At 66.0% G+C, this 16,249-nt stretch carries 27 protein-coding genes; 9 read left to right on the forward strand and 18 right to left on the reverse strand.

Features of this window, described 5'->3' with window-relative positions; genetic code table 11:
• Window positions 1-8: 8 nt before the first annotated feature.
• The gene (locus tag AB0B45_RS02645) at window positions 9-311 is read right to left on the reverse strand and encodes a hypothetical protein (protein WP_358124108.1); all 303 of its coding nucleotides are present in this window, start codon (window positions 309-311) and stop codon (window positions 9-11) included.
• 281 nt (window positions 312-592) lie between these two features.
• On the opposite strand from AB0B45_RS02645, the gene AB0B45_RS02650 reads away from it, so the two are divergent.
• Window positions 593-1,117, forward strand: coding sequence for a hypothetical protein (locus AB0B45_RS02650; protein WP_358124110.1), 525 nt, complete (start codon window positions 593-595; stop codon window positions 1,115-1,117).
• A 1-nt stretch (window position 1,118) separates the two neighbouring features.
• On the opposite strand, the gene AB0B45_RS02655 is transcribed toward AB0B45_RS02650, so the two are convergent.
• From AB0B45_RS02655 to AB0B45_RS02665, 3 genes are read right to left on the reverse strand one after another with little or no spacing between them, the layout of a single operon-like run.
• On the reverse strand, window positions 1,119-2,069 hold the full coding sequence (locus tag AB0B45_RS02655; RefSeq protein WP_358124112.1) for a helix-turn-helix domain-containing protein: 951 nt from the start codon (window positions 2,067-2,069) through the stop codon (window positions 1,119-1,121).
• Window positions 2,070-2,103: 34 nt separating this feature from the next.
• Window positions 2,104-2,391, reverse strand: a complete 288-nt coding sequence (locus AB0B45_RS02660) for a hypothetical protein (RefSeq protein WP_358124114.1) — start codon at window positions 2,389-2,391, stop codon at window positions 2,104-2,106.
• A 24-nt stretch (window positions 2,392-2,415) separates the two neighbouring features.
• Window positions 2,416-2,667, reverse strand: coding sequence for a hypothetical protein (locus AB0B45_RS02665; protein WP_358124116.1), 252 nt, complete (start codon window positions 2,665-2,667; stop codon window positions 2,416-2,418).
• 125 nt (window positions 2,668-2,792) lie between these two features.
• Here AB0B45_RS02665 and AB0B45_RS02670 point away from each other — a divergent pair, with 125 nt between their 5' ends.
• The 5 genes from AB0B45_RS02670 to AB0B45_RS02690 all read left to right on the forward strand — a co-directional run bounded on the left by AB0B45_RS02670 (window position 2,793) and on the right by AB0B45_RS02690 (window position 6,021).
• Window positions 2,793-3,215, forward strand: a complete 423-nt coding sequence (locus AB0B45_RS02670; RefSeq protein ID WP_358124118.1) for a hypothetical protein — start codon at window positions 2,793-2,795, stop codon at window positions 3,213-3,215.
• Between the two features lie 50 nt (window positions 3,216-3,265).
• A complete protein-coding gene (locus tag AB0B45_RS02675; RefSeq protein WP_358124120.1) occupies window positions 3,266-3,802 on the forward strand; it encodes a hypothetical protein in 537 nt (178 codons plus the stop codon).
• A gap of 2 nt (window positions 3,803-3,804) precedes the next feature.
• Window positions 3,805-4,890, forward strand: a complete 1,086-nt coding sequence (locus AB0B45_RS02680; RefSeq protein ID WP_358124122.1) for a DUF6545 domain-containing protein — start codon at window positions 3,805-3,807, stop codon at window positions 4,888-4,890.
• Entirely contained in the window at window positions 4,887-5,441 is a 555-nt protein-coding gene (locus AB0B45_RS02685; RefSeq protein ID WP_358124124.1) for a hypothetical protein, read from the forward strand. The genes AB0B45_RS02680 and AB0B45_RS02685 overlap by 4 nt, the downstream gene beginning before the upstream one ends.
• A 334-nt stretch (window positions 5,442-5,775) precedes the next feature.
• Window positions 5,776-6,021, forward strand: a complete 246-nt coding sequence (locus tag AB0B45_RS02690; RefSeq protein ID WP_358124126.1) for a hypothetical protein — start codon at window positions 5,776-5,778, stop codon at window positions 6,019-6,021.
• 79 nt (window positions 6,022-6,100) lie between these two features.
• Here the strand turns inward: AB0B45_RS02690 and AB0B45_RS02695 are convergent, their stop codons facing one another.
• The 6 genes from AB0B45_RS02695 to AB0B45_RS02720 form a co-directional block, all read right to left on the reverse strand.
• On the reverse strand, window positions 6,101-6,586 hold the full coding sequence (locus AB0B45_RS02695) for a GntR family transcriptional regulator (protein WP_358124128.1): 486 nt from the start codon (window positions 6,584-6,586) through the stop codon (window positions 6,101-6,103).
• A gap of 148 nt (window positions 6,587-6,734) precedes the next feature.
• On the reverse strand, window positions 6,735-7,145 hold the full coding sequence (locus AB0B45_RS02700) for a hypothetical protein (RefSeq protein ID WP_358124130.1): 411 nt from the start codon (window positions 7,143-7,145) through the stop codon (window positions 6,735-6,737).
• A complete protein-coding gene (locus tag AB0B45_RS02705; RefSeq protein ID WP_358124132.1) occupies window positions 7,142-7,477 on the reverse strand; it encodes a hypothetical protein in 336 nt (111 codons plus the stop codon). Before AB0B45_RS02705 ends, AB0B45_RS02700 begins: the two co-directional genes overlap by 4 nt.
• A complete protein-coding gene (locus AB0B45_RS02710; RefSeq protein WP_358124134.1) occupies window positions 7,474-7,809 on the reverse strand; it encodes a hypothetical protein in 336 nt (111 codons plus the stop codon). Before AB0B45_RS02710 ends, AB0B45_RS02705 begins: the two co-directional genes overlap by 4 nt.
• Window positions 7,806-8,516 (reverse strand): hypothetical protein, encoded by a 711-nt coding sequence (locus tag AB0B45_RS02715; protein WP_358124136.1) that lies wholly within the window; start codon window positions 8,514-8,516, stop codon window positions 7,806-7,808. Before AB0B45_RS02715 ends, AB0B45_RS02710 begins: the two co-directional genes overlap by 4 nt.
• Window positions 8,517-8,585: 69 nt before the next feature.
• A complete protein-coding gene (locus AB0B45_RS02720) occupies window positions 8,586-8,948 on the reverse strand; it encodes a hypothetical protein (RefSeq protein WP_358124138.1) in 363 nt (120 codons plus the stop codon).
• Between the two features lie 262 nt (window positions 8,949-9,210).
• Here AB0B45_RS02720 and AB0B45_RS02725 point away from each other — a divergent pair, with 262 nt between their 5' ends.
• A complete protein-coding gene (locus AB0B45_RS02725) occupies window positions 9,211-9,711 on the forward strand; it encodes a hypothetical protein (protein ID WP_358124140.1) in 501 nt (166 codons plus the stop codon).
• A 133-nt stretch (window positions 9,712-9,844) separates the two neighbouring features.
• Here AB0B45_RS02725 and AB0B45_RS02730 read toward each other — a convergent pair whose 3' ends face one another.
• From AB0B45_RS02730 to AB0B45_RS02745, 4 genes are all read right to left on the reverse strand, one after another.
• Window positions 9,845-10,375: a hypothetical protein gene (locus tag AB0B45_RS02730; protein WP_358124142.1), complete on the reverse strand. Its 531-nt coding sequence runs from the start codon at window positions 10,373-10,375 to the stop codon at window positions 9,845-9,847.
• Between the two features lie 92 nt (window positions 10,376-10,467).
• Entirely contained in the window at window positions 10,468-10,632 is a 165-nt protein-coding gene (locus tag AB0B45_RS02735; protein WP_358124144.1) for a hypothetical protein, read from the reverse strand.
• A gap of 16 nt (window positions 10,633-10,648) precedes the next feature.
• Complete coding sequence (locus AB0B45_RS02740; protein ID WP_358124146.1) at window positions 10,649-10,876, reverse strand: hypothetical protein; 228 nt, start codon at window positions 10,874-10,876, stop codon at window positions 10,649-10,651.
• Window positions 10,877-11,049: 173 nt separating this feature from the next.
• On the reverse strand, window positions 11,050-11,328 hold the full coding sequence (locus AB0B45_RS02745; protein ID WP_358124148.1) for an HU family DNA-binding protein: 279 nt from the start codon (window positions 11,326-11,328) through the stop codon (window positions 11,050-11,052).
• Between the two features lie 139 nt (window positions 11,329-11,467).
• Here AB0B45_RS02745 and AB0B45_RS02750 point away from each other — a divergent pair, with 139 nt between their 5' ends.
• Window positions 11,468-11,971 carry a hypothetical protein gene (locus AB0B45_RS02750; RefSeq protein WP_358124151.1) on the forward strand — a complete coding sequence of 168 codons (504 nt, stop codon included), beginning with the start codon at window positions 11,468-11,470 and terminating at the stop codon, window positions 11,969-11,971.
• An 85-nt stretch (window positions 11,972-12,056) separates the two neighbouring features.
• On the opposite strand, the gene AB0B45_RS02755 is transcribed toward AB0B45_RS02750, so the two are convergent.
• The 4 genes from AB0B45_RS02755 to AB0B45_RS02770 all read right to left on the reverse strand — a co-directional run bounded on the left by AB0B45_RS02755 (window position 12,057) and on the right by AB0B45_RS02770 (window position 15,274).
• Window positions 12,057-12,842 carry a hypothetical protein gene (locus AB0B45_RS02755; RefSeq protein ID WP_358124154.1) on the reverse strand — a complete coding sequence of 262 codons (786 nt, stop codon included), beginning with the start codon at window positions 12,840-12,842 and terminating at the stop codon, window positions 12,057-12,059.
• Window positions 12,843-12,906: 64 nt separating this feature from the next.
• Window positions 12,907-14,820, reverse strand: coding sequence for a DNA cytosine methyltransferase (locus AB0B45_RS02760; protein WP_358124156.1), 1,914 nt, complete (start codon window positions 14,818-14,820; stop codon window positions 12,907-12,909).
• Window positions 14,814-15,002 carry a hypothetical protein gene (locus AB0B45_RS02765; RefSeq protein WP_358124159.1) on the reverse strand — a complete coding sequence of 63 codons (189 nt, stop codon included), beginning with the start codon at window positions 15,000-15,002 and terminating at the stop codon, window positions 14,814-14,816. Before AB0B45_RS02765 ends, AB0B45_RS02760 begins: the two co-directional genes overlap by 7 nt.
• A 119-nt stretch (window positions 15,003-15,121) precedes the next feature.
• Window positions 15,122-15,274, reverse strand: coding sequence for a hypothetical protein (locus tag AB0B45_RS02770; RefSeq protein ID WP_358124162.1), 153 nt, complete (start codon window positions 15,272-15,274; stop codon window positions 15,122-15,124).
• 318 nt (window positions 15,275-15,592) lie between these two features.
• On the opposite strand from AB0B45_RS02770, the gene AB0B45_RS02775 reads away from it, so the two are divergent.
• The gene (locus AB0B45_RS02775; protein WP_358124165.1) at window positions 15,593-16,147 is read left to right on the forward strand and encodes a hypothetical protein; all 555 of its coding nucleotides are present in this window, start codon (window positions 15,593-15,595) and stop codon (window positions 16,145-16,147) included.
• Window positions 16,148-16,249 lie beyond the last annotated feature (102 nt).

The raw sequence follows: 16,249 nt of genomic DNA on the forward strand, positions 1-16,249 counted from the left end.
CGGTGCCGCTATCGGTTGGCGAGGATGAACTGGGCGTGGACCCGGATCACCTTGTCACCGTTGTCGGTGCTGCCGGTCCGGGTGGTGGCCTTGTAGATGCCGCCCTCGGTGCGACTGAAGCCCCGGTAGCCGTGCTTGACGGCGTTGAACAGTCGGGCGGCCTCACGCTTGCCCTCCCGGGTGTCGGGGGCTTCGGCGATCACCGCCCACTGGCCCGGGTTGTCTCGGAGCTCTGCGGCGATGGGCTCGTAGTCGTCGCTTGCGGGTGTTCGTGGGGCTGGATCTTCCCAGCGGAGGATGCCAGCGGGCATGGCGCTCCGTTCATTGCAGGCTGTGATTGAGGTTCGGCGGTATGTCAGCGCGGTCCGATTTCGGTCACTCACGCAACTACCGACATAACCGACACTATCGTCTCTTGACGCAACTAGCAACGTCTGACGCGTCAAATGCGTCCGAGCAGTTAATGCGCAATGATCACAGAGAGTAATCGCGTATGTTGCGACTGAGAAGTACGCCCTGACGCACTTGTTGGTACCGTGTGCGCCAACACTCATACGACGCTTCAACCGCCACGAAAGGACACGGACGCGCCGTGGCCGACATCAGCCAGCCCTCAAATGTGGTTCAACTCATCTCCGACCGTAGAGAACGTCCAGGACCTCTACGGCGGCGCATCTCCATCCGCGCCGCCGCCAAGCGCGCCACAGAGTTGTCCGGCGAGATCTTCTCCGAGCCTGCCTGGCGACGCATCGAATCAGGCGAGAAGGACCCACAAGACCGGGAGATCGTGTTCATGGCGGCCGCCATCAACGACCTCGCCAACGACGCCGTCATAAGCCCAGACGAACTCGACCAGCGAGACCGGCCCGCAGCGGCCGAGCTGTTCCGCCAATGGATCCGGGAGCGGACCAAGGCCGATCCAGCCCTAGCTGCGATCGACCCAGACCTCACGCCCGACTCCGTGCAGCAGAAGCTCCAGTCGATGCTCAGCGAAATACGCGCACTGAAAGGTGTCTCCGCCACAGAGCGGGCCCAGATGGAGAAGCTCCTACTCTCCCACCTTGAGTCAACGCTGGACGCGTACGGCGCCCAGCTGCGCATCCTCAAGCCGAGGTAAGTCAGTTCATCCAGTGGCGCGAAGCGTAGGCGCCGAGCTGGTACAGCGTCGTCACGCCGGCCTTGCGCTTCAGCTTGTCAAGATGGCGGTTGACGGTACGGGCATGCACCTTGAGCACGCTGGCGATGCGCTCGACGTGTGCGCCTCCTGCCAGCAGTTCAACGATCAGCATCTCATCGTCATCCAATCCGCCAGAGAGGGCGAATCGGCCAGGGTCGGGCTGGATCGGCAGGGCCCGATCCCATTCGGTCTCGAAGACCTGGACAAGGAAGTCCATCAGCGTGCCCGGATGCACAAGCAGCATCTGGTTGACCTCGTGGCCCCGCGGATAACGGGGCGTCAATGCCATGTGCAGATCCCCGATGAGCAGTTTGTGCGGCAGCCTGTCAGCGAGCCGGATCTCACACCCCCGGTCGACGGAGTGCTGCAGGCCGTCAATCGCTGACTCGCTCTGGAAAACTCTCCACTCGCATATGACGCGGCACTTTGCCGGATGGTTTACGCGATCCGGGCCGGCGCTCTCGCCGGTCCGCTTGGCCCGCTTCAGCGCGAGGAACGGGTGGGTGACGAGCTGCATGATCTCGTTCTCGGCCGTGGCGTTCAGCGTCTCGTACCAGTGCTGGACCTGTTCACGGCTGGTGAGCACGGTGACGGGGTCGCCGCCGGCGGGGTGGTCGGCGCTCTCGTAGATGCGCTCCAGCTCGTCCACATAGGACTGGACCCGGCGCAGCTCTGCCTCCTGCGCCGTGAGGACGCCGTTCATGGCGATTGAGGGTCGCCGCGCCACCACGGGGTTTCCGTTCACGAGGCCCCTGACCGTCAGCTCGTACAGGTCATCGTCGAGCTGGTAGCCGAACTGGTCCTCCAAGTGCTGGATGCTGGTGGGCCCTGCCGCAAGCAGGTGCCGATAGAGGCGTTCCTGCTCGGGGCTGAGACCGGGGATCCAGTGCACGCCCACATCCTCCTTGATGGCCCGGCGATCATCGTCACCGAAGGCTAGCAATCTCCCCCGACATAATCTCGAACATACGTTTGTGCTTCTGACCGAGCATGAGCACCCGGCGAGCAGCACGGACGCGCCGCCAGCACAAGATGGTTTGGAACGTTACAGGCACAGAGATGGCCGAGATCCACACCAGCAGCAGCGCCGCCGCGTGACCAGGCACCTTGTCTGCATCGATCAGGATCAGCAGAGAAGCCGTTGCCGCTACCCAGCTCGCGATCGACATGGTGGCCATACCGAGGACCCACAGGCGTACCTCTGGGCTGATCATGGGATTAGCTCTCGCCCTCACTGCCTACATTCCGCCCATGTGCGCACTCAGAGACTGGACAGTCATCTCCTGGCGGCCGACGTCGGGCTCCGACTCGACAGGAGGGGTTGTGACAGCAGGGGTCTGCAGGCCCGCCTCGTCTACGATGCTGCAGACGGGAGCGGCCGCGTCGTCGGCGTAGGCTGCGCTTGCCCCCACGCTTAGCGCCAGCACCGCAGCAGCGAGGACCGCGGCGACTGTCTTGAACGAGCCAAGGAACGAACTCACGTCATCCATCTCCTTTGAAACGTGCGAACGGCTGACTTCCATCGCTTACAGATGTGAGCGCTTTCGGCTCGTGTATGGTTCCCGCTAATGTAGGTAGATGTCAACTTTTGTAAGCACCTGATCGGAGACGACCGATGATGCCGCTAGCCGCGCGGCTGAAGCGTCTGCGCGAGGTGATGGTGAACCCGAAGACCGGGTTGAAGTACTCGCAGCGCGAGGTCGCAGCCGCGGTTACGGCGGCTGGCACACCCATGACGGGCTCCTACATCGCGCTGCTGGAGGGCGGCGACCGGACGAAGATCTCGCTAGACAAAGCGCTGGGGCTCGCCAACTTCTACGGTGTGCCCGTCGAGTACCTGAGTGAGAACCCCGACCAGGAACTTGTCCGGCAGGTTTCGTCACAACTCGACTTGTTCGAGGCGATCCTCAAGTCAGGAGCCGTGCAAATGCGCTTCCGGCAAGCCGGCGAGCTGTCACCTGACGCCAGACAGCGGATTGCGCAGGTCATCCGGGAAGAGATGGAGAACGAGGGCATCGTCTACGACCCGGATGCGTAAGGGGGTTTGTAAACTTTCCGGGTGTCCGTCCGGAAAGGCTTCTTGTTTAAATGTCCGCAGCTCGCCTCCACGTCCCACCTGAGGTGCATGCCGCTTTAGCCCAGGTACGGCCGCCGCGCCCCTTCGATCTGGACGAGTACCTTGCCCGAGTTTCCCAAGCTCGCGGGCACCGGCTCGTACTGCACGAGGACGACCTGCCCGTGGACCTGTGCGGCCTCTGGCGATTCGACGGCCGCACCGACCACATCTATGTCCCCCGCGGCGCGGCCGGCTCCCACCGCTGGCAGATCATCGCGCACGAGGTGGGCCACATGCTGATGGCGCCCGAGGGCGTCACCTTCGGCCACGGTATCGACGAGACCTCACGCGAGCAGATGGCCCCGGACGCCACCGACTGGCTGCAGAACATGTTCCCGCACATGGATAACGAAGTGCTGGCCCGCTACTTCGCACGGACGGGCTATGACGAGGAGAACGAGCTGCACGCGGAGCTGTACGGCACGCTGGCCATCGCCGGCGTGCACGCCGATGAGCGGGCCATGAAAGGCCGGCTCGGCAGGATTCGACAAGCAATGGATGGGTTGTGATCATGGGCGGCTGGTTATGGACGGTCGCGGCGTGGGCCGCGGTCGCGGCGCGACTCCGGCAGACGGCCACACTCCAGGACCGGGGACTGCTGGCCATCGTCATCGGCATGGCCACCACGTTGACGCTGGCGCGGCCCGAGGTCGCCGCGCTGGTCGACGCGAGCGGGATGCCAATCTCGTCGCTGGCCAAGCGCTGCGTGGCCATGGTGGGCGTCATTGGGATCGTGGTCTACATGTCCGGCGTCGCAGGCCGAAGCGCCCGCAAGTCGGTGCTGGCCACGCTCGCCGCCGTGACCGTGCTGGTGGTGTCTTACCTCGCGGGGGCGTGGCGGTGGCCGGAGACCACCGTGTTTTACGCCTTCCAGGGCCGGTTCGAGCTGACGACGGCGACGGCGATGGGCTGGCTGCACTGGATCACCTGGTACGGGTACGTGGCGCTGATCCTGCTCGCCCTCGCCGCCACCTGTGTCACGGCCGCCCGGGAGGCGTCCGGGATCGTCCGGACGCAGCTCGTCCTGTTCATCGTGGGCGCCGTGTGGTGCGCCCTGTCCCCCGCCTACTGCCTGACCGCGCTCGCCGGGCTGCTCCCCTACCGGCTGCTCGTTGACCAGGCCGCGCTCCTGGCGCCCGGCATGCTGATCATCATCTTGGCCATGGCGTTCCAGCAGATCCAGCGCCGCCGCGCCGGCACCCGCTCGTGGCTGCTGTACCAGCGGCTCAAGCCGCTATGGAAGCTGCTCCTCACTGCCGACCCGAAAGTTCCCGTGCTGCACCTCAGCGGCTTGTGGCGGATCCGGCTGCAGCGGCAGGTGTCGGAGTGCCATGACGCGATGCGCCGCCTGTGGGCGTTCCTGCCGCCGGGCACCTACGAGGCTGGCCGAGTGGATCCGGAAACGACGGCGCTGCGGATGCGCGACGCGATCGCGGCCAAACAGGCGGACACCAGGGCCGAGCAGACGGCCGAGGGAACCCCGGTGCAGGCCGGGACTGAGATCGCCGAGGAGGCGAAGTGGCTGATCAGCGTGTGGAAGGCGTGGAAGAAGCTGGAGGCACGGCCGGACGTGGCGGAGGTTTTGCCCGTGCGGTGACCGAGGTGTTCGCCCCGCAGTACGTGGCGATCGTCATGCCGCCAGTGGCCGGCCTGCTCGCCGAGGGCTGGACGGGGCTGGCGTGGGGGCTGCTCGCCGCGGCGCTGTGCGCGGGCGTCCCGGCCGCCGTGATCTGGGTCGGGGTACGACGTGGCCGGCTCGACTCGATCCACCTGGTCGAGCGCAAGAGCCGGAAGGGGCCGATGCTGGCGGGGTTCGCCGCGGTGGTCGTCGGCCTGGTCGTACTGGCTGTCCTGGACGCGCCGCGCGTCGTGGTGGCGTCGGCCGCCGTGATGCTGGCCTGGGTGGTGGTCATGGGCTCGATCACCTTGCTGTGGAAGATCAGCTTCCACACGGGAGTGTCGGCCGGGACCGCCGTGGTGTTGGCGCACGTGCTCCCGCCGATGCCCGTGCTGGCCGTTGGCATGGTGGTGGTGGCGGTGATCGGGTGGGCGCGTGTCCGGGTCTCCCACCACACCGCTGGCCAGGTGATCGCGGGCGCGGCGGCAGGTACGGCGACAACTTGGGCGACACTCGCCATCCTTCTGTAACGACCTCCGCTGCCGGAGGGGACATGTGTGTGATGCGCCGACGTACTTCACGACGCACAGCCGGGCTGACGGATTCGCTTTCTGTCAGGAAAGCGACATGTCATCAAGACGGTGCCTAAAAATGTAGACAGGACGACCGAAAGCGACTTTTATGGTCATCCTGGCTTTAGGCATGACATCCCGCACTGGCAGTTATGCCCTCTGTCGCAGGGAATCCGCAACACCAAGTTGCCGTGCGGGAGGGCACCGACGTCGAGGTAGGGCAGCAGCTCTAGACAATGCTGCGCTACGCCCGAGCGCCAACACGACCAATCAAGACAATGGGGGCTTAAACATGACACGGGCGATGGTGGCTATCACGCTGGTTTTCGTCGCGGGAACGGCGGCGTTTGCGGCGTCCATGGTCCACATCACCGCGTCCCGCGAGTTCGACGGCCTGAGCGTTGCCTGCATGGTGGCGGCCGGGCTGGTTGCCGCCGTCAGCGCGCTTGCCGCTGTGCGACGGCGCCCGGCCATGGAGATGGCCTCGATCGTCGATGTTTACGCGAAGGGTTACGGACACGAGCGCGTCGAGCGCTGAGGAAACACATGGAGCCGGACAGGTCAAAACCTGCCCGGCTCCATGTCCGTAATTGCCAACGCGAATGTACTTCCACAGGTCAAGTGGTATTCGGCCATTTATCGCGGGCCGCCACAAACGTCCCGATCGCGGGCACGGTGTAGACCCAGCCCTGCTCACGCAGCAGCGCGACGGCCGCGCGGACCGTCTTCTTGGCCACGCCGTACTCCTGCATCATCTCCGACTCGGACGGCAGCACCTCGTCCGTCTCGTAACCGCCGCGCTTGATGCCCCCGGCGACCGCGGCCGCGACCTTCTCGAACGGCCACGGCTCGCGGATCCTTGGGGCGTCCTCGGGCCCGACGAAGGAGCCTTCGGGGCGAAGGGTGTAGATGACGCCTTCCTCGCGCAGGGTGGATAGCGCCCTGCGCACCGTCAGCCGCGAAGCGCCATGTGTCTCGCCGAGCTCGGCTTCCGTGGGCAGCGCCTGACCAGGCTTCAGCCGACCGGCGGCGATGTCGTCCTTGAGGGCGTTGATGATCGTCTGGTAGATCGGCACCGGGCCGCGGGGCCCTCGTTTGGTCATGGTCGAAGCATACATCTTGGGTACCTTCACATACGTTGGGGGAATCAATCAGTCGGGGCGGGAGAGCAGTAGCCCGGAAGCGACGAAAGCCCCGGCGCCAGCGGCACCGGGGCTTTCTCGCGCATTGTGCAGATACGCGACAGCAAGCCTACGCCGTGCCGCCCGTAAGCGTCGGTGGGCTGGGAAGCTGCGCCCTAGTAGGCATCGTGCCGGTCTGGGTGCGCAGCTGGTAGTCCTGCAGCGCGTCCACCATCGCCGCCCAGCGTGGGCCGAACGGCTCGTACCGGTCGCGCATGTGCTCCAGCCACGTCATGACCGGGTCGGGCTCGTCGCCCGCCGGCTCCGGCGCGGCCGGGATCGGGCGGAACTTGTCGTCGATGCGCTCCCAGACCTCCGCGCCGACCGCGACCAGGTCCTCCGTGTTGTCGAAGAAGTCGAGCGCCCAGTGCAGCGGGTTCGACTCCTGCCACTTCTCACTCCTGCACGCGGCCGCGGCGAGCTTGATGAGGTCGCGGGCCTGGTCGTCGGTGATGCCGAGGTGGGTCAGGTCGAGGCTCATGCCGCAGCCCTCCCGCGCATGTGCGACAGGCACGACCCCTTCGAGCACTTGGGCAGCGGCTTCCTCCCTGTGACCTTGCGGACGATGGGCAGGAGCGGCGTGAGGTACCAGCCGAACGCTGTCAGCATCACCATCAGCACCCCTCCTACCGGCCCGAGGATCTCCCATTCGTCGGCTTCGTTCATGACTGCCCTGCGCTCGTCCCGGCAGCTGTCACACAGCTCGAGCGGGTCGCATGTCGTGATGAGGGACCACCGCTTGAGGATGCGCGGCGCGGAGTAGGCGACGCTGAGCGCCCAGGCCAGGAAGGTGACATCGACTGGGGTGATCACAGGGAACGCCTCTCTTCCGTGGCCAGCGGGAGCCGGGCGGCTTGCTCGGCGGCTCCACGGAGAACTGCGACGACCTGGGCCTGAGTGCGGTGGGGGGCTCGCAGCCAGTCGCTGACAGCCACCGCTGATGCTGCGACCTGGCTCTTAAGAGCGTCGAACGCTGCGGCGAGGAGCGCCGCGCGCGCCGCGTCGGCATCGTGAGCGTCGCGGGCTTCCACCGCGATGGCGTCGCTGATCGTGACGCCCGGCTGCTGGTAGCGGGATGCCCATCCTCTGTCTTCGATACGGTCGGCGGCGGCGGAGAGGATGTCGCTTACGGTCGCGGCGTTCATCGCCAGCCTCCACGGATGGCGTCGTACACGTCGCGAACGAGGCGGGCGTCGCCGAGCCCGGTGTGCTTTGTGGCCGGATCCTGCTTGACGCCGACGATCTCCCACGCGGGGCTGTCGGAGGCGCCTTCCAACCAGTCCATGACGTAAGGGAAGGCCTCGATCCCGAAAGCTTCTTCGACATCTCCGCTCGTCAGGGCCAGGCAGCCCTCGATGTAGCCGATCAGCAGGTCCCGGACGTTCAGCATCCGGTGATGGGCGGTGAGCAGCTGCCCGGTGGCCCGCAGGAACTTGTCGAGGAACTTCCGGTCGAAGGCAGGGTTGTTCGCGACGATCGTGGTGCCGTCCAGCATGGGGGCGATCGTGCGGGCGATGCGGAGGGCGTTCTGGTTCATGTAGAAGTCGCCTTCGGTCAGGGGCTTGCCGGTGTGCTCCTTGATCCAGCCGGTCGAGTCGACCTGGGTGGTGGGTGCGAGCCTCCGGCCGTCGCCTATGCACGTGTGCAGGACGCGGGAGCGCTCGTAGTACCTGCAGACGCGCAGGGCGTTCGGGTCGGCGAGGGTGAGGTCGGGGCGGACCTGCCACCACCATTCCTGGTCAGGTTCTGAGGGCTGGCGCAGGTCGCGGGTGATCAGTCCGATCTCCCAGAGGTCGCCGTGGCGTTCGTCGAGGGAGGTCGTTTCGAGGTCTACGAAGACGAGCTTCTTCATCGGTCTCTCTGTCCGTCGGGGGTGCCGCCCCGCCCAGGGCGGGCGGGACAGCCGATTGCGTTTCCGCTATCAGCGGTAGTAACCGGAGCCTTTGTCGCCGCCGTGCATGCGGACCCGGTACTCCTCTTCGGGCGTGAGAAGGAGGGCGGGCAGGGTTTCGACGCCGGTCTTGCGGGCCTTCCAGATGCGGTGCCAGCCGTCGATGACGAGGTGCCCGGCGTCGGGGATGGGGGCGACGATCAGCGGCTTGGCGAGGTCAACGGTGGCGGCGTAGTCCTCGTTGATGTGGACCAGGAACAGCGGCCCGGTTTCGTCGGCGCGGACGTAGTCGGGTTCGCGGCCCTGGACGATGTCCTCGGCCAGGTTGATGTTCCAGGCGTAGGTCCCGAAGTGGAATACCTCGCGCATGCGTGGGGCGTGTTCGGTGGGCATGGGCTTGCCTTCCTGGGTGGCGTGGTGTTGGTGGCTGATTGCGGGTCCGCTATCAGCGTGGCGAAGTCAAAGTTGATCTTGATCAGTTTTCGACTACCTTCGATAATACCATTCAGGAGACGTCTGTGAACCATATAGAGACCAGTAATAACGATTGGTGTACTGATCATCTGTGCTGTACGTTCCTACGCGACAAGACGACAGAAACGCCGTACGGTTGAACCCACGCCACGCCACACCCACAGGGAAAGCCCACACCGCCATGCCACCCAGGTCGAAGCCGTCGCAGCCCACCTCCGTCGAACCCGACTCCGCAGCCACACAGCAGCCGACAGCGGAACCGCAATCGACGCGTCCAGGACCCCGCCGTGGCCGCAAGCCGCAGTGGACCAAGCTCAAGCCCACCATCGCCCACCTGTACCAAGACATCAACGACCGCCTCACCGCCGCCCTCGAAATCAACGGCATGGGCTTGCAAGAGACGTTCGAGGACGCCATCAACACCTACTGCGACGCGCTGCGGCCACCCATCCCGGCCGAGATGCCCACGGACGCCAAAGCCCTCACAATGCCGCGCGACCCCAACCAGCCGCTGCCCGGCACACCGGCCGACCGCCCCACCGCACCGCCGGCGGTCGTACGGCTTCAGCCGAACACGCGGGCGCGGCTCGTCGCCGCATGCCATCAGGAGCAGATGGGCGGCAAGGCGGTCATCAACGACGCCCTGGAGGCGTATCTCGACGAGCTGGACCTGGAGCAGTAGCCGGGCCGACCAGAGCGAAAAGGCCGCCGCCAGAGTCAATGGCGGCGGCTTTGTGCTGGTGGTGACGGGACGCGAGCCGTCCCCCGATCAGCTCGCGCCCCGCGTCTTCACCCGCGCTGGCAGTCAGTCATCCTCACCCACGAGTGGGGTACGGCATTGGCACAGCCACGGGCTCGTCCTGGCCATCCCACGTGAGCCACATTTCTCGAGGCGCAGCCTTCTGCCACGTCTCGACAAGCAAGAACCTGTGCTGCCCGCCAGCGCGCACGGCGGCATCCTTCGGGAGCTCACGAGCCAGACCGCCAAACGGCGTCGCATCAGCCGTTACGCCCGTCGCGACCTGCGACCCGCTGTTGATCAGCACGTACGCGGCATTCCTGAAGTGCTCGATGGTCCAGGAGACATCCGGCGCCGTGCTAGTCGACGATTCCCGAGCAGAGACGTTGTGAGACGTGAGTTCGTTGTAGGCCGCCGCCTTCTCTGCCGCGTTCGCGGAGCGGACAGAGGCATCGGCAGCCTTCTCGTTGGCCACCGCGGACCTCTTGGCCCAACTAAGGTTTCGCCAAGACACCAGGAGGCTGGTACCGCCGAACACGAGGCCTAGCCACCCTGGCAGATCGCTCAGAGTGAAGTTCGCCGTGAACCATTCGATGATCGCGTTCATGGGGCAGAACCTAGGGGGCGGAAGGAGTTAGTGTCTCGGCCTGCTTGAGATTCACCGTCGCGAGGCGTCGCCCCCGCCCTCTTGGTGCTTCGTCATGCGGGGCCGCGACGCCTCCACTCCTCGAACACCTGTAGCGCCCGCTCGCGCACGGCGTCCGGCCGAGTCTCATACACGAGCAGCATGGCCAGCCGCTCCTCGGCGGTGAGCTCGGCCCACTCCTCGGGGCTCAAACCGTGGGGGATGTCGCACGCGTCCATGACGCCAGCATCTGTGCTACGACCGCGCGTGGTCCCGGGAACGGCGTCTTGCCCTGACTTGTCCGAGGTCCACGACTTCGACCAGCTCCGAGAGGTCTACGTGCTGAGCGACCTGGCGGGGGTGCCAGCAGTAGGCGACCAGGTAGCGGGTACCGCGCACCCAGTGGCAGACGCGCAGGCAGGGCCGGCCGTTCAAGATGATGTGCTCGACCTCCATGCCGTCGGGGCCGAGCCAGCACACCATGAGGCCGAGCATACGCCGAAACGGATATTGGGTCGCATTCTGGGCATGCGAGATGCTCCTGCCTGGTCCGCATGACCGGGGCATCGCAGCGTCTATGACATGTGACGTCTTCCCCCGCGAGGAAAAAGCGTCGGCGGCCCGCGCCCCCGCAGCGGACCGCCGACGAACTGGTGTTACTTGTTGACGGCGTCCTTGGCGCCCTTGGACGCACGGAACCGCATAACCCACTTGCCGGGCACGTCAATCTCCTCGCCCGTGTTGGGGTTCCGAGCCGCGCGGGCCTTGCTGTAGCCCCGCTCGAACACGCCGAGGCCGCCGATGCGGACCTCGTCCCCGCTGGCAACGGTGCCGACGATGATGTCGATGAACGCCTGGACGCCGCGCTTCGCGGCCGCCATGGACGGGGCGCCGGTCCGCGTACCCCACGCCTCAGCCAGCTCTGCCTTGTTCATGCCCCACTCCCCGATATCACGATCTCGCTGATACCAACCGTAGAGCACGCGACAGACGCAAATGACACGCCAGGCGCGTCAGATGAGAGCTGGCCGACCGAGGCGGGACTACGGGCGAGTTGCGCTTCATACTGAGGCGATGGCATGGGAATGGGTAGCGCCAATAGCGACCGCCGTCACCGGCATCGCGGGCACGTTCTTCACGTGGTACTCCGGCAAGCAGGGCCGCGAACACGCCGAGCAAGTGGCCAAACAAAGCGCCGCCGCCTCACTTACACAATTACGGGAAGCACGTCGAGCAGCCGCCTACATCGAGGTGCTCACAGCTGTCGGCAATGCGACGGCGGCAGCTATTCACGCCACCATGCCACCCGGATTCGTGGATGAGGATGATGAGGATGACCCCCCCTTCCCCACGATCGCCGATCAGGTCGAGCTTAGGGCGAAGGTTGACCTCTATGGGACGCAGGAAGTCCGCCGGATATTCGCCGAATGGCGCCAGAACCTGCACGAGGTGATGGACAGTCGAGGCGAAGCCCAGGTGCAGCTGCCAGCCCGGTACGAACGGATGAAGGATGCTTCCGCACAGCTCGCTGAACAAATGAACAGCGAGATGACCTCTGAACGGCATCACCTTAGATGAACGCGCCGCCTACCGAGCCGACCCCCGTGGACGTGCTCCCGAATCCGCTCGGTGCTCGGCGGCGCCAGGTACAGCGGGGCGTGCATCAGCAGCCGACCGCCGCGGTGTCGAATAGCGCAGCCTGGGCCTTCTTCCGGCGGCGGGTGATGAGGCCGGCCCCATGCCTACGGCGGAGCTCGGCGAGGGTGAGCGGCCGTTTCTCCCCGCGCACGGTCTCGGTGAGGATCGACACGTCCTTGCCGAAGCGGTCGCGGAACTCCTGCTCCTGGCGTTCAGCTTCGGCGTACCGCTCGGGGAACACCTCGAGGGTGTGCAGCCACTGCTCTCGGCCAGCCCGGACGCATACCCCGCCGCAGTTGTTGTGTTCGTAGCCGAGCTCGTACAGGCGGGGCACGGCGATGCCGAGCGTGCGACATTCGTCCAACATCCGATCCTTCGACCAGTGCGGGGCTTCGTCCATCGGGAACTCGACCCGCCAGGGCGCCCATCCTTTGATGACGCCGGGGATGCGCCGCTGCTCCGCGTGGTCGATTCCGACGTACACCACGGTGTCGGCTGGGTCGCAGTTCGCGTCCAGCCACTTCCGGCAGGGGATCTGCTTGAGGCGCTTGGTGCACGGGGCGAGCCTTGAGTTGCCCAGGAAGTGCTCGTCGAAGAACACCTCGAACGGCGTGCGGCCGTCAGCGACGACGACCGGGGTGACGCCGATGTGGGTGCTGGCGTCGTCCATGAACCGGTACAGGTCGGGGTCTTCGACCAGGGTGTCGGCGAACAGCATCATCATGTTGTCGGTGCCGTGCTGGGCGGCGACGCGGTGCGCCGCCCAGAACGATCCGATGCCGCCGCTCATCTGGATCACGTGGCGGGTCATCGCAGGGTCCTCCTTATGGGGTGGGCCCGCCCTGGGGCGGGCCTTGTTGATATCGGTTCCGCTATCAGACGGCGAGGTCGTAGGCGAACCGGTCTAGCTCGATGCCGAGAATCGCCTCAATGACCGCGCAGGTCAGGATCTCGGCCATGGGCGGCGGGACCGCGTTGCCGATGAGCTTGACCTTGTCACGCGACCGGTCGGCGACGAACTGGTAGTCATCGGGGAACGACTGCGCCCGCTGGAGCTCGCGGAGCTTGAGCATCCGGAACAGGATGGACGACACGTCGACCCGCCCGTCTGAGGTGAGCAGCGCCCATCTGTCGCGGGTCGACAGCGTCCCCACCGGCTCGTCCACGTCCCGCACCCGGCCCGTGCCGTAGTACGACATCAGCAGCGCCTCGGGCAGGCCGGGCGGCGCGGTGACGAGCGACTGGTGCCCGGTCGTGGTGACCGTCCGCATGTGCTCGCTGGTCGAGGTGACGTGCTCGCGCCCGTCGCCCTTGCTGCCGTTGTTCCTCATGAGGAGCGACGGCGGCGGCTGCCAGCCGGGCGGGACGCCGAGCCCGTGATGGTAGCCACCGGCCGTGACCGCGTGCGCGGGGTCCTCGAACGCGGGCCTCGACTTGAGCGCGTCACCGCCGCCCCGGAAGGGGAACACGAGCGGCAGCATCCCGTCCTGCATGTCCGGATGGCTGGCCAGCGCACCGTTCGCGCCGTCCGAGACGAGGGTCGCCAGCGGGTCCTTGGTCGGGTTCGTGTTCCGGGCCCGGTCCGACCGCAGCAGCGTCAGGAACGCCGGGAACGCCCCTGGCCGGGTGTTGGGGTCGAACGCGATGGCGTCCTCGTGCCGGGTGGTGCTGGTCCGCTTCGGCAGGCTGACCGGCCGCACTGTCTTGCCGTCGCGGCCTTCGCACGGCACCACGAGCGCGTTCGCCTCGCGCGTGGTGAGCGCCGGGATCGGCTCGTCCACGCCCTTCGGCCCGTCGTTCCAGGTGCCGCCCGCGGGGACGGTGAACGGCTTGATCCAGTGCTCCTCGACTCCGGCGCGGATGCGCGCGATCGTCTTCGGGGCCAGGCCTTCCGGCTTCTTCTGCGTCTTCTTTCTGGACCCGATGGGGGTGCCGAGGTCGGTCCAGTCGATCGCGTATGCGGCCGGGAGCATCGGGGGTTCGATGATCTGCCCCTGGCAGGCCACCTCGGGGCACACCCACACGTACTGGCCGTTCTTGATGCCGTAGACGCCCATGTCCACGCCGCGGCGCTTCCACGCCCTGACGGCCTGGACCCATTCGCCGTGGCGGGGGCAGTAGGCGTACGGGTCGAACCACTTGCGGTAGTTCGGCAGTCGACCGACGCTCTCGTGGATGCCGGAGATGAGCATCCGGTCGCGTGACTGCGGGGTGGGCAGCGTGGAGCGTCCCTGCACGTGCGCGGCGTTGACGGCGTGGATTTGGATGATGTAGCCGAGCTTCCGTAGCTCCCGGATCCACCGGTCCCAGTGCGCCCACAATCTGGCCTGCACCACGTTCTCGACGCCGAACCCGAGCACCGGCTTGCCGAACTTCTCCTGGCAGTGCCGCAGGTAGGTGACGACCTCCTCCATCAGCGCACGGCTTCGGATCCGGGTCTTCTGGTGCTCGGTGAGGTTGTCCAGATCGTCGGCCCACAGGGCCATCTGGTTTTCCTTGTCGAAGTACCGCGTCTCGCCCGATGCGGTGCTGAACGCCGGGCAGGCCGGGCTCGCCCAGAAGAAGCTGGCGTACGGAAACTTCTCGATGGCGTCGGCCGCCTGGACGTCGCCGAGCCAGAAGTCAACATCGGGGTGATTCTGAACGTACGTCCACTTCGCGGGTTGGGCGTGGTTGGCGGCGAACTTCAGCTTGGTTCCAGGGACGGCGGCGATTCCGGTTCCGGAGCCACCGCCGCCGGCGAACATCTCGGCAACGTCGAGGTCGTCGGGGAAGAGCCTGTTCAGCATCCCGACTCCCCGTGGGCCGATTCCTCGGCGGAGACCTGCGCGTCGCTGTCCTGCCTGACCGCCTTGGCCAGCTCGGCCTCCGAGGGGAACGGGATCCGGATCATCTCCGGGACCCGGCGGTAGAAGATGAAGCCGGAGGCCATCAGGACCGCCTCGTAGCGGCCGGGTGACGTCCAGAGCACGGAAACGGCTCCCATGGCTCGAAGCGCGGGGTCGAGCGCCAACGCCGAGTGATTCGGGGCAGGGGGTACTGCAGAGTGGCGGTTCATCAGTGGTGTTGCCTTTCGCGAATAGCGAGGGGTTAGAACGAGAGCGAGAGCTGGGCGGGGCCTTTCAGGCCCGCCAGCCACGCCTTGTAGAAGGACTTGAGGGTCTTGTCGTGCGCCAGCGCGGGCGCGACGACCAGAAGGTGCTCGACGCACGGGTAGTAGAGATTCCGGGTGCGCAGCCACACCCAGTGGTGCGCTATCGGGACCCCGGGAGCCCTGATCGCGCGAACCCAAACGGGGGGTCTCCGGGAAAATTCCTCACTCTCCCCGAGGCCGAGATGTGGCCACTCTGTGCCAGTGGGTCATCGTTTCGCTACCGACATCCGCCTTTGCACCCCTATTAAACGTGAAAAATAATTGCGTTTTTGGATTATTTACAACAAATTGAAAGCCGATTAACATGCGATAGTCAGGCGAACGAAAGCCCCGATTGTTGACGTTTATGCCGGTGAAGGGGGCTCGCCGACGCACCGGCATCCCCACCCTCGAGGGAGCGACGGAACATGGCTGATGTGGTGAAGTACGGCGACAAGATCCATCTGCAAAACGGAGCCGACGACTGGAAGGGCGGCTACCTCGACACCAACGGCGGCGCCAACGACGGCAACAAATACGGCGTTTCGACGGCATCCTCCCCCACCCGCGCTGTGGGAACCGGAACGTGGGAGATCACCTCGGCCACGGGGAAGGCGGTGGGCGCGGAAGTCCTCACCGGCGATGTGGTGTACCTGCGCAACCTCTTCGGGGGCGATGGCGGCTACCTCGACACCTGCGGCGGCGCGCCCGCGCCCAACAAGTACGAGGTGTCCACCTCGCACGGCAAAGACCGGGCGACCGGGACGGGAAGGTGGCGGGTGTTCGCCGCGTCGTCCTCTCCCGACGACGCACGCGTACGCGTCGGCGACGTCGTCCACCTCCTCAACGGCTTCAACGACTGGAACGGCGGCTTCCTCGACACCTGCCACGCCGGGCCGGCCGAGGGGCTGTACGGAGTGTCCACCAGCCTCTACCTCAACCGCGGAAACGGCACGGGCCAGTGGAAGTTCTCCAAGGCCTGAGGTGATCTCGATACACCAGGCCAGTTAACGGTCTGTCGTATCGCCCCGCAGCTTGGTGAACTCCGCTGTAGAACGACGTTGGCCGACAGGGCGCCCAGGTCA

The sequence above is a fragment of the Nonomuraea sp. NPDC049152 genome, from assembly GCF_040648355.1.
GTDB lineage: Bacteria > Actinomycetota > Actinomycetes > Streptosporangiales > Streptosporangiaceae > Nonomuraea.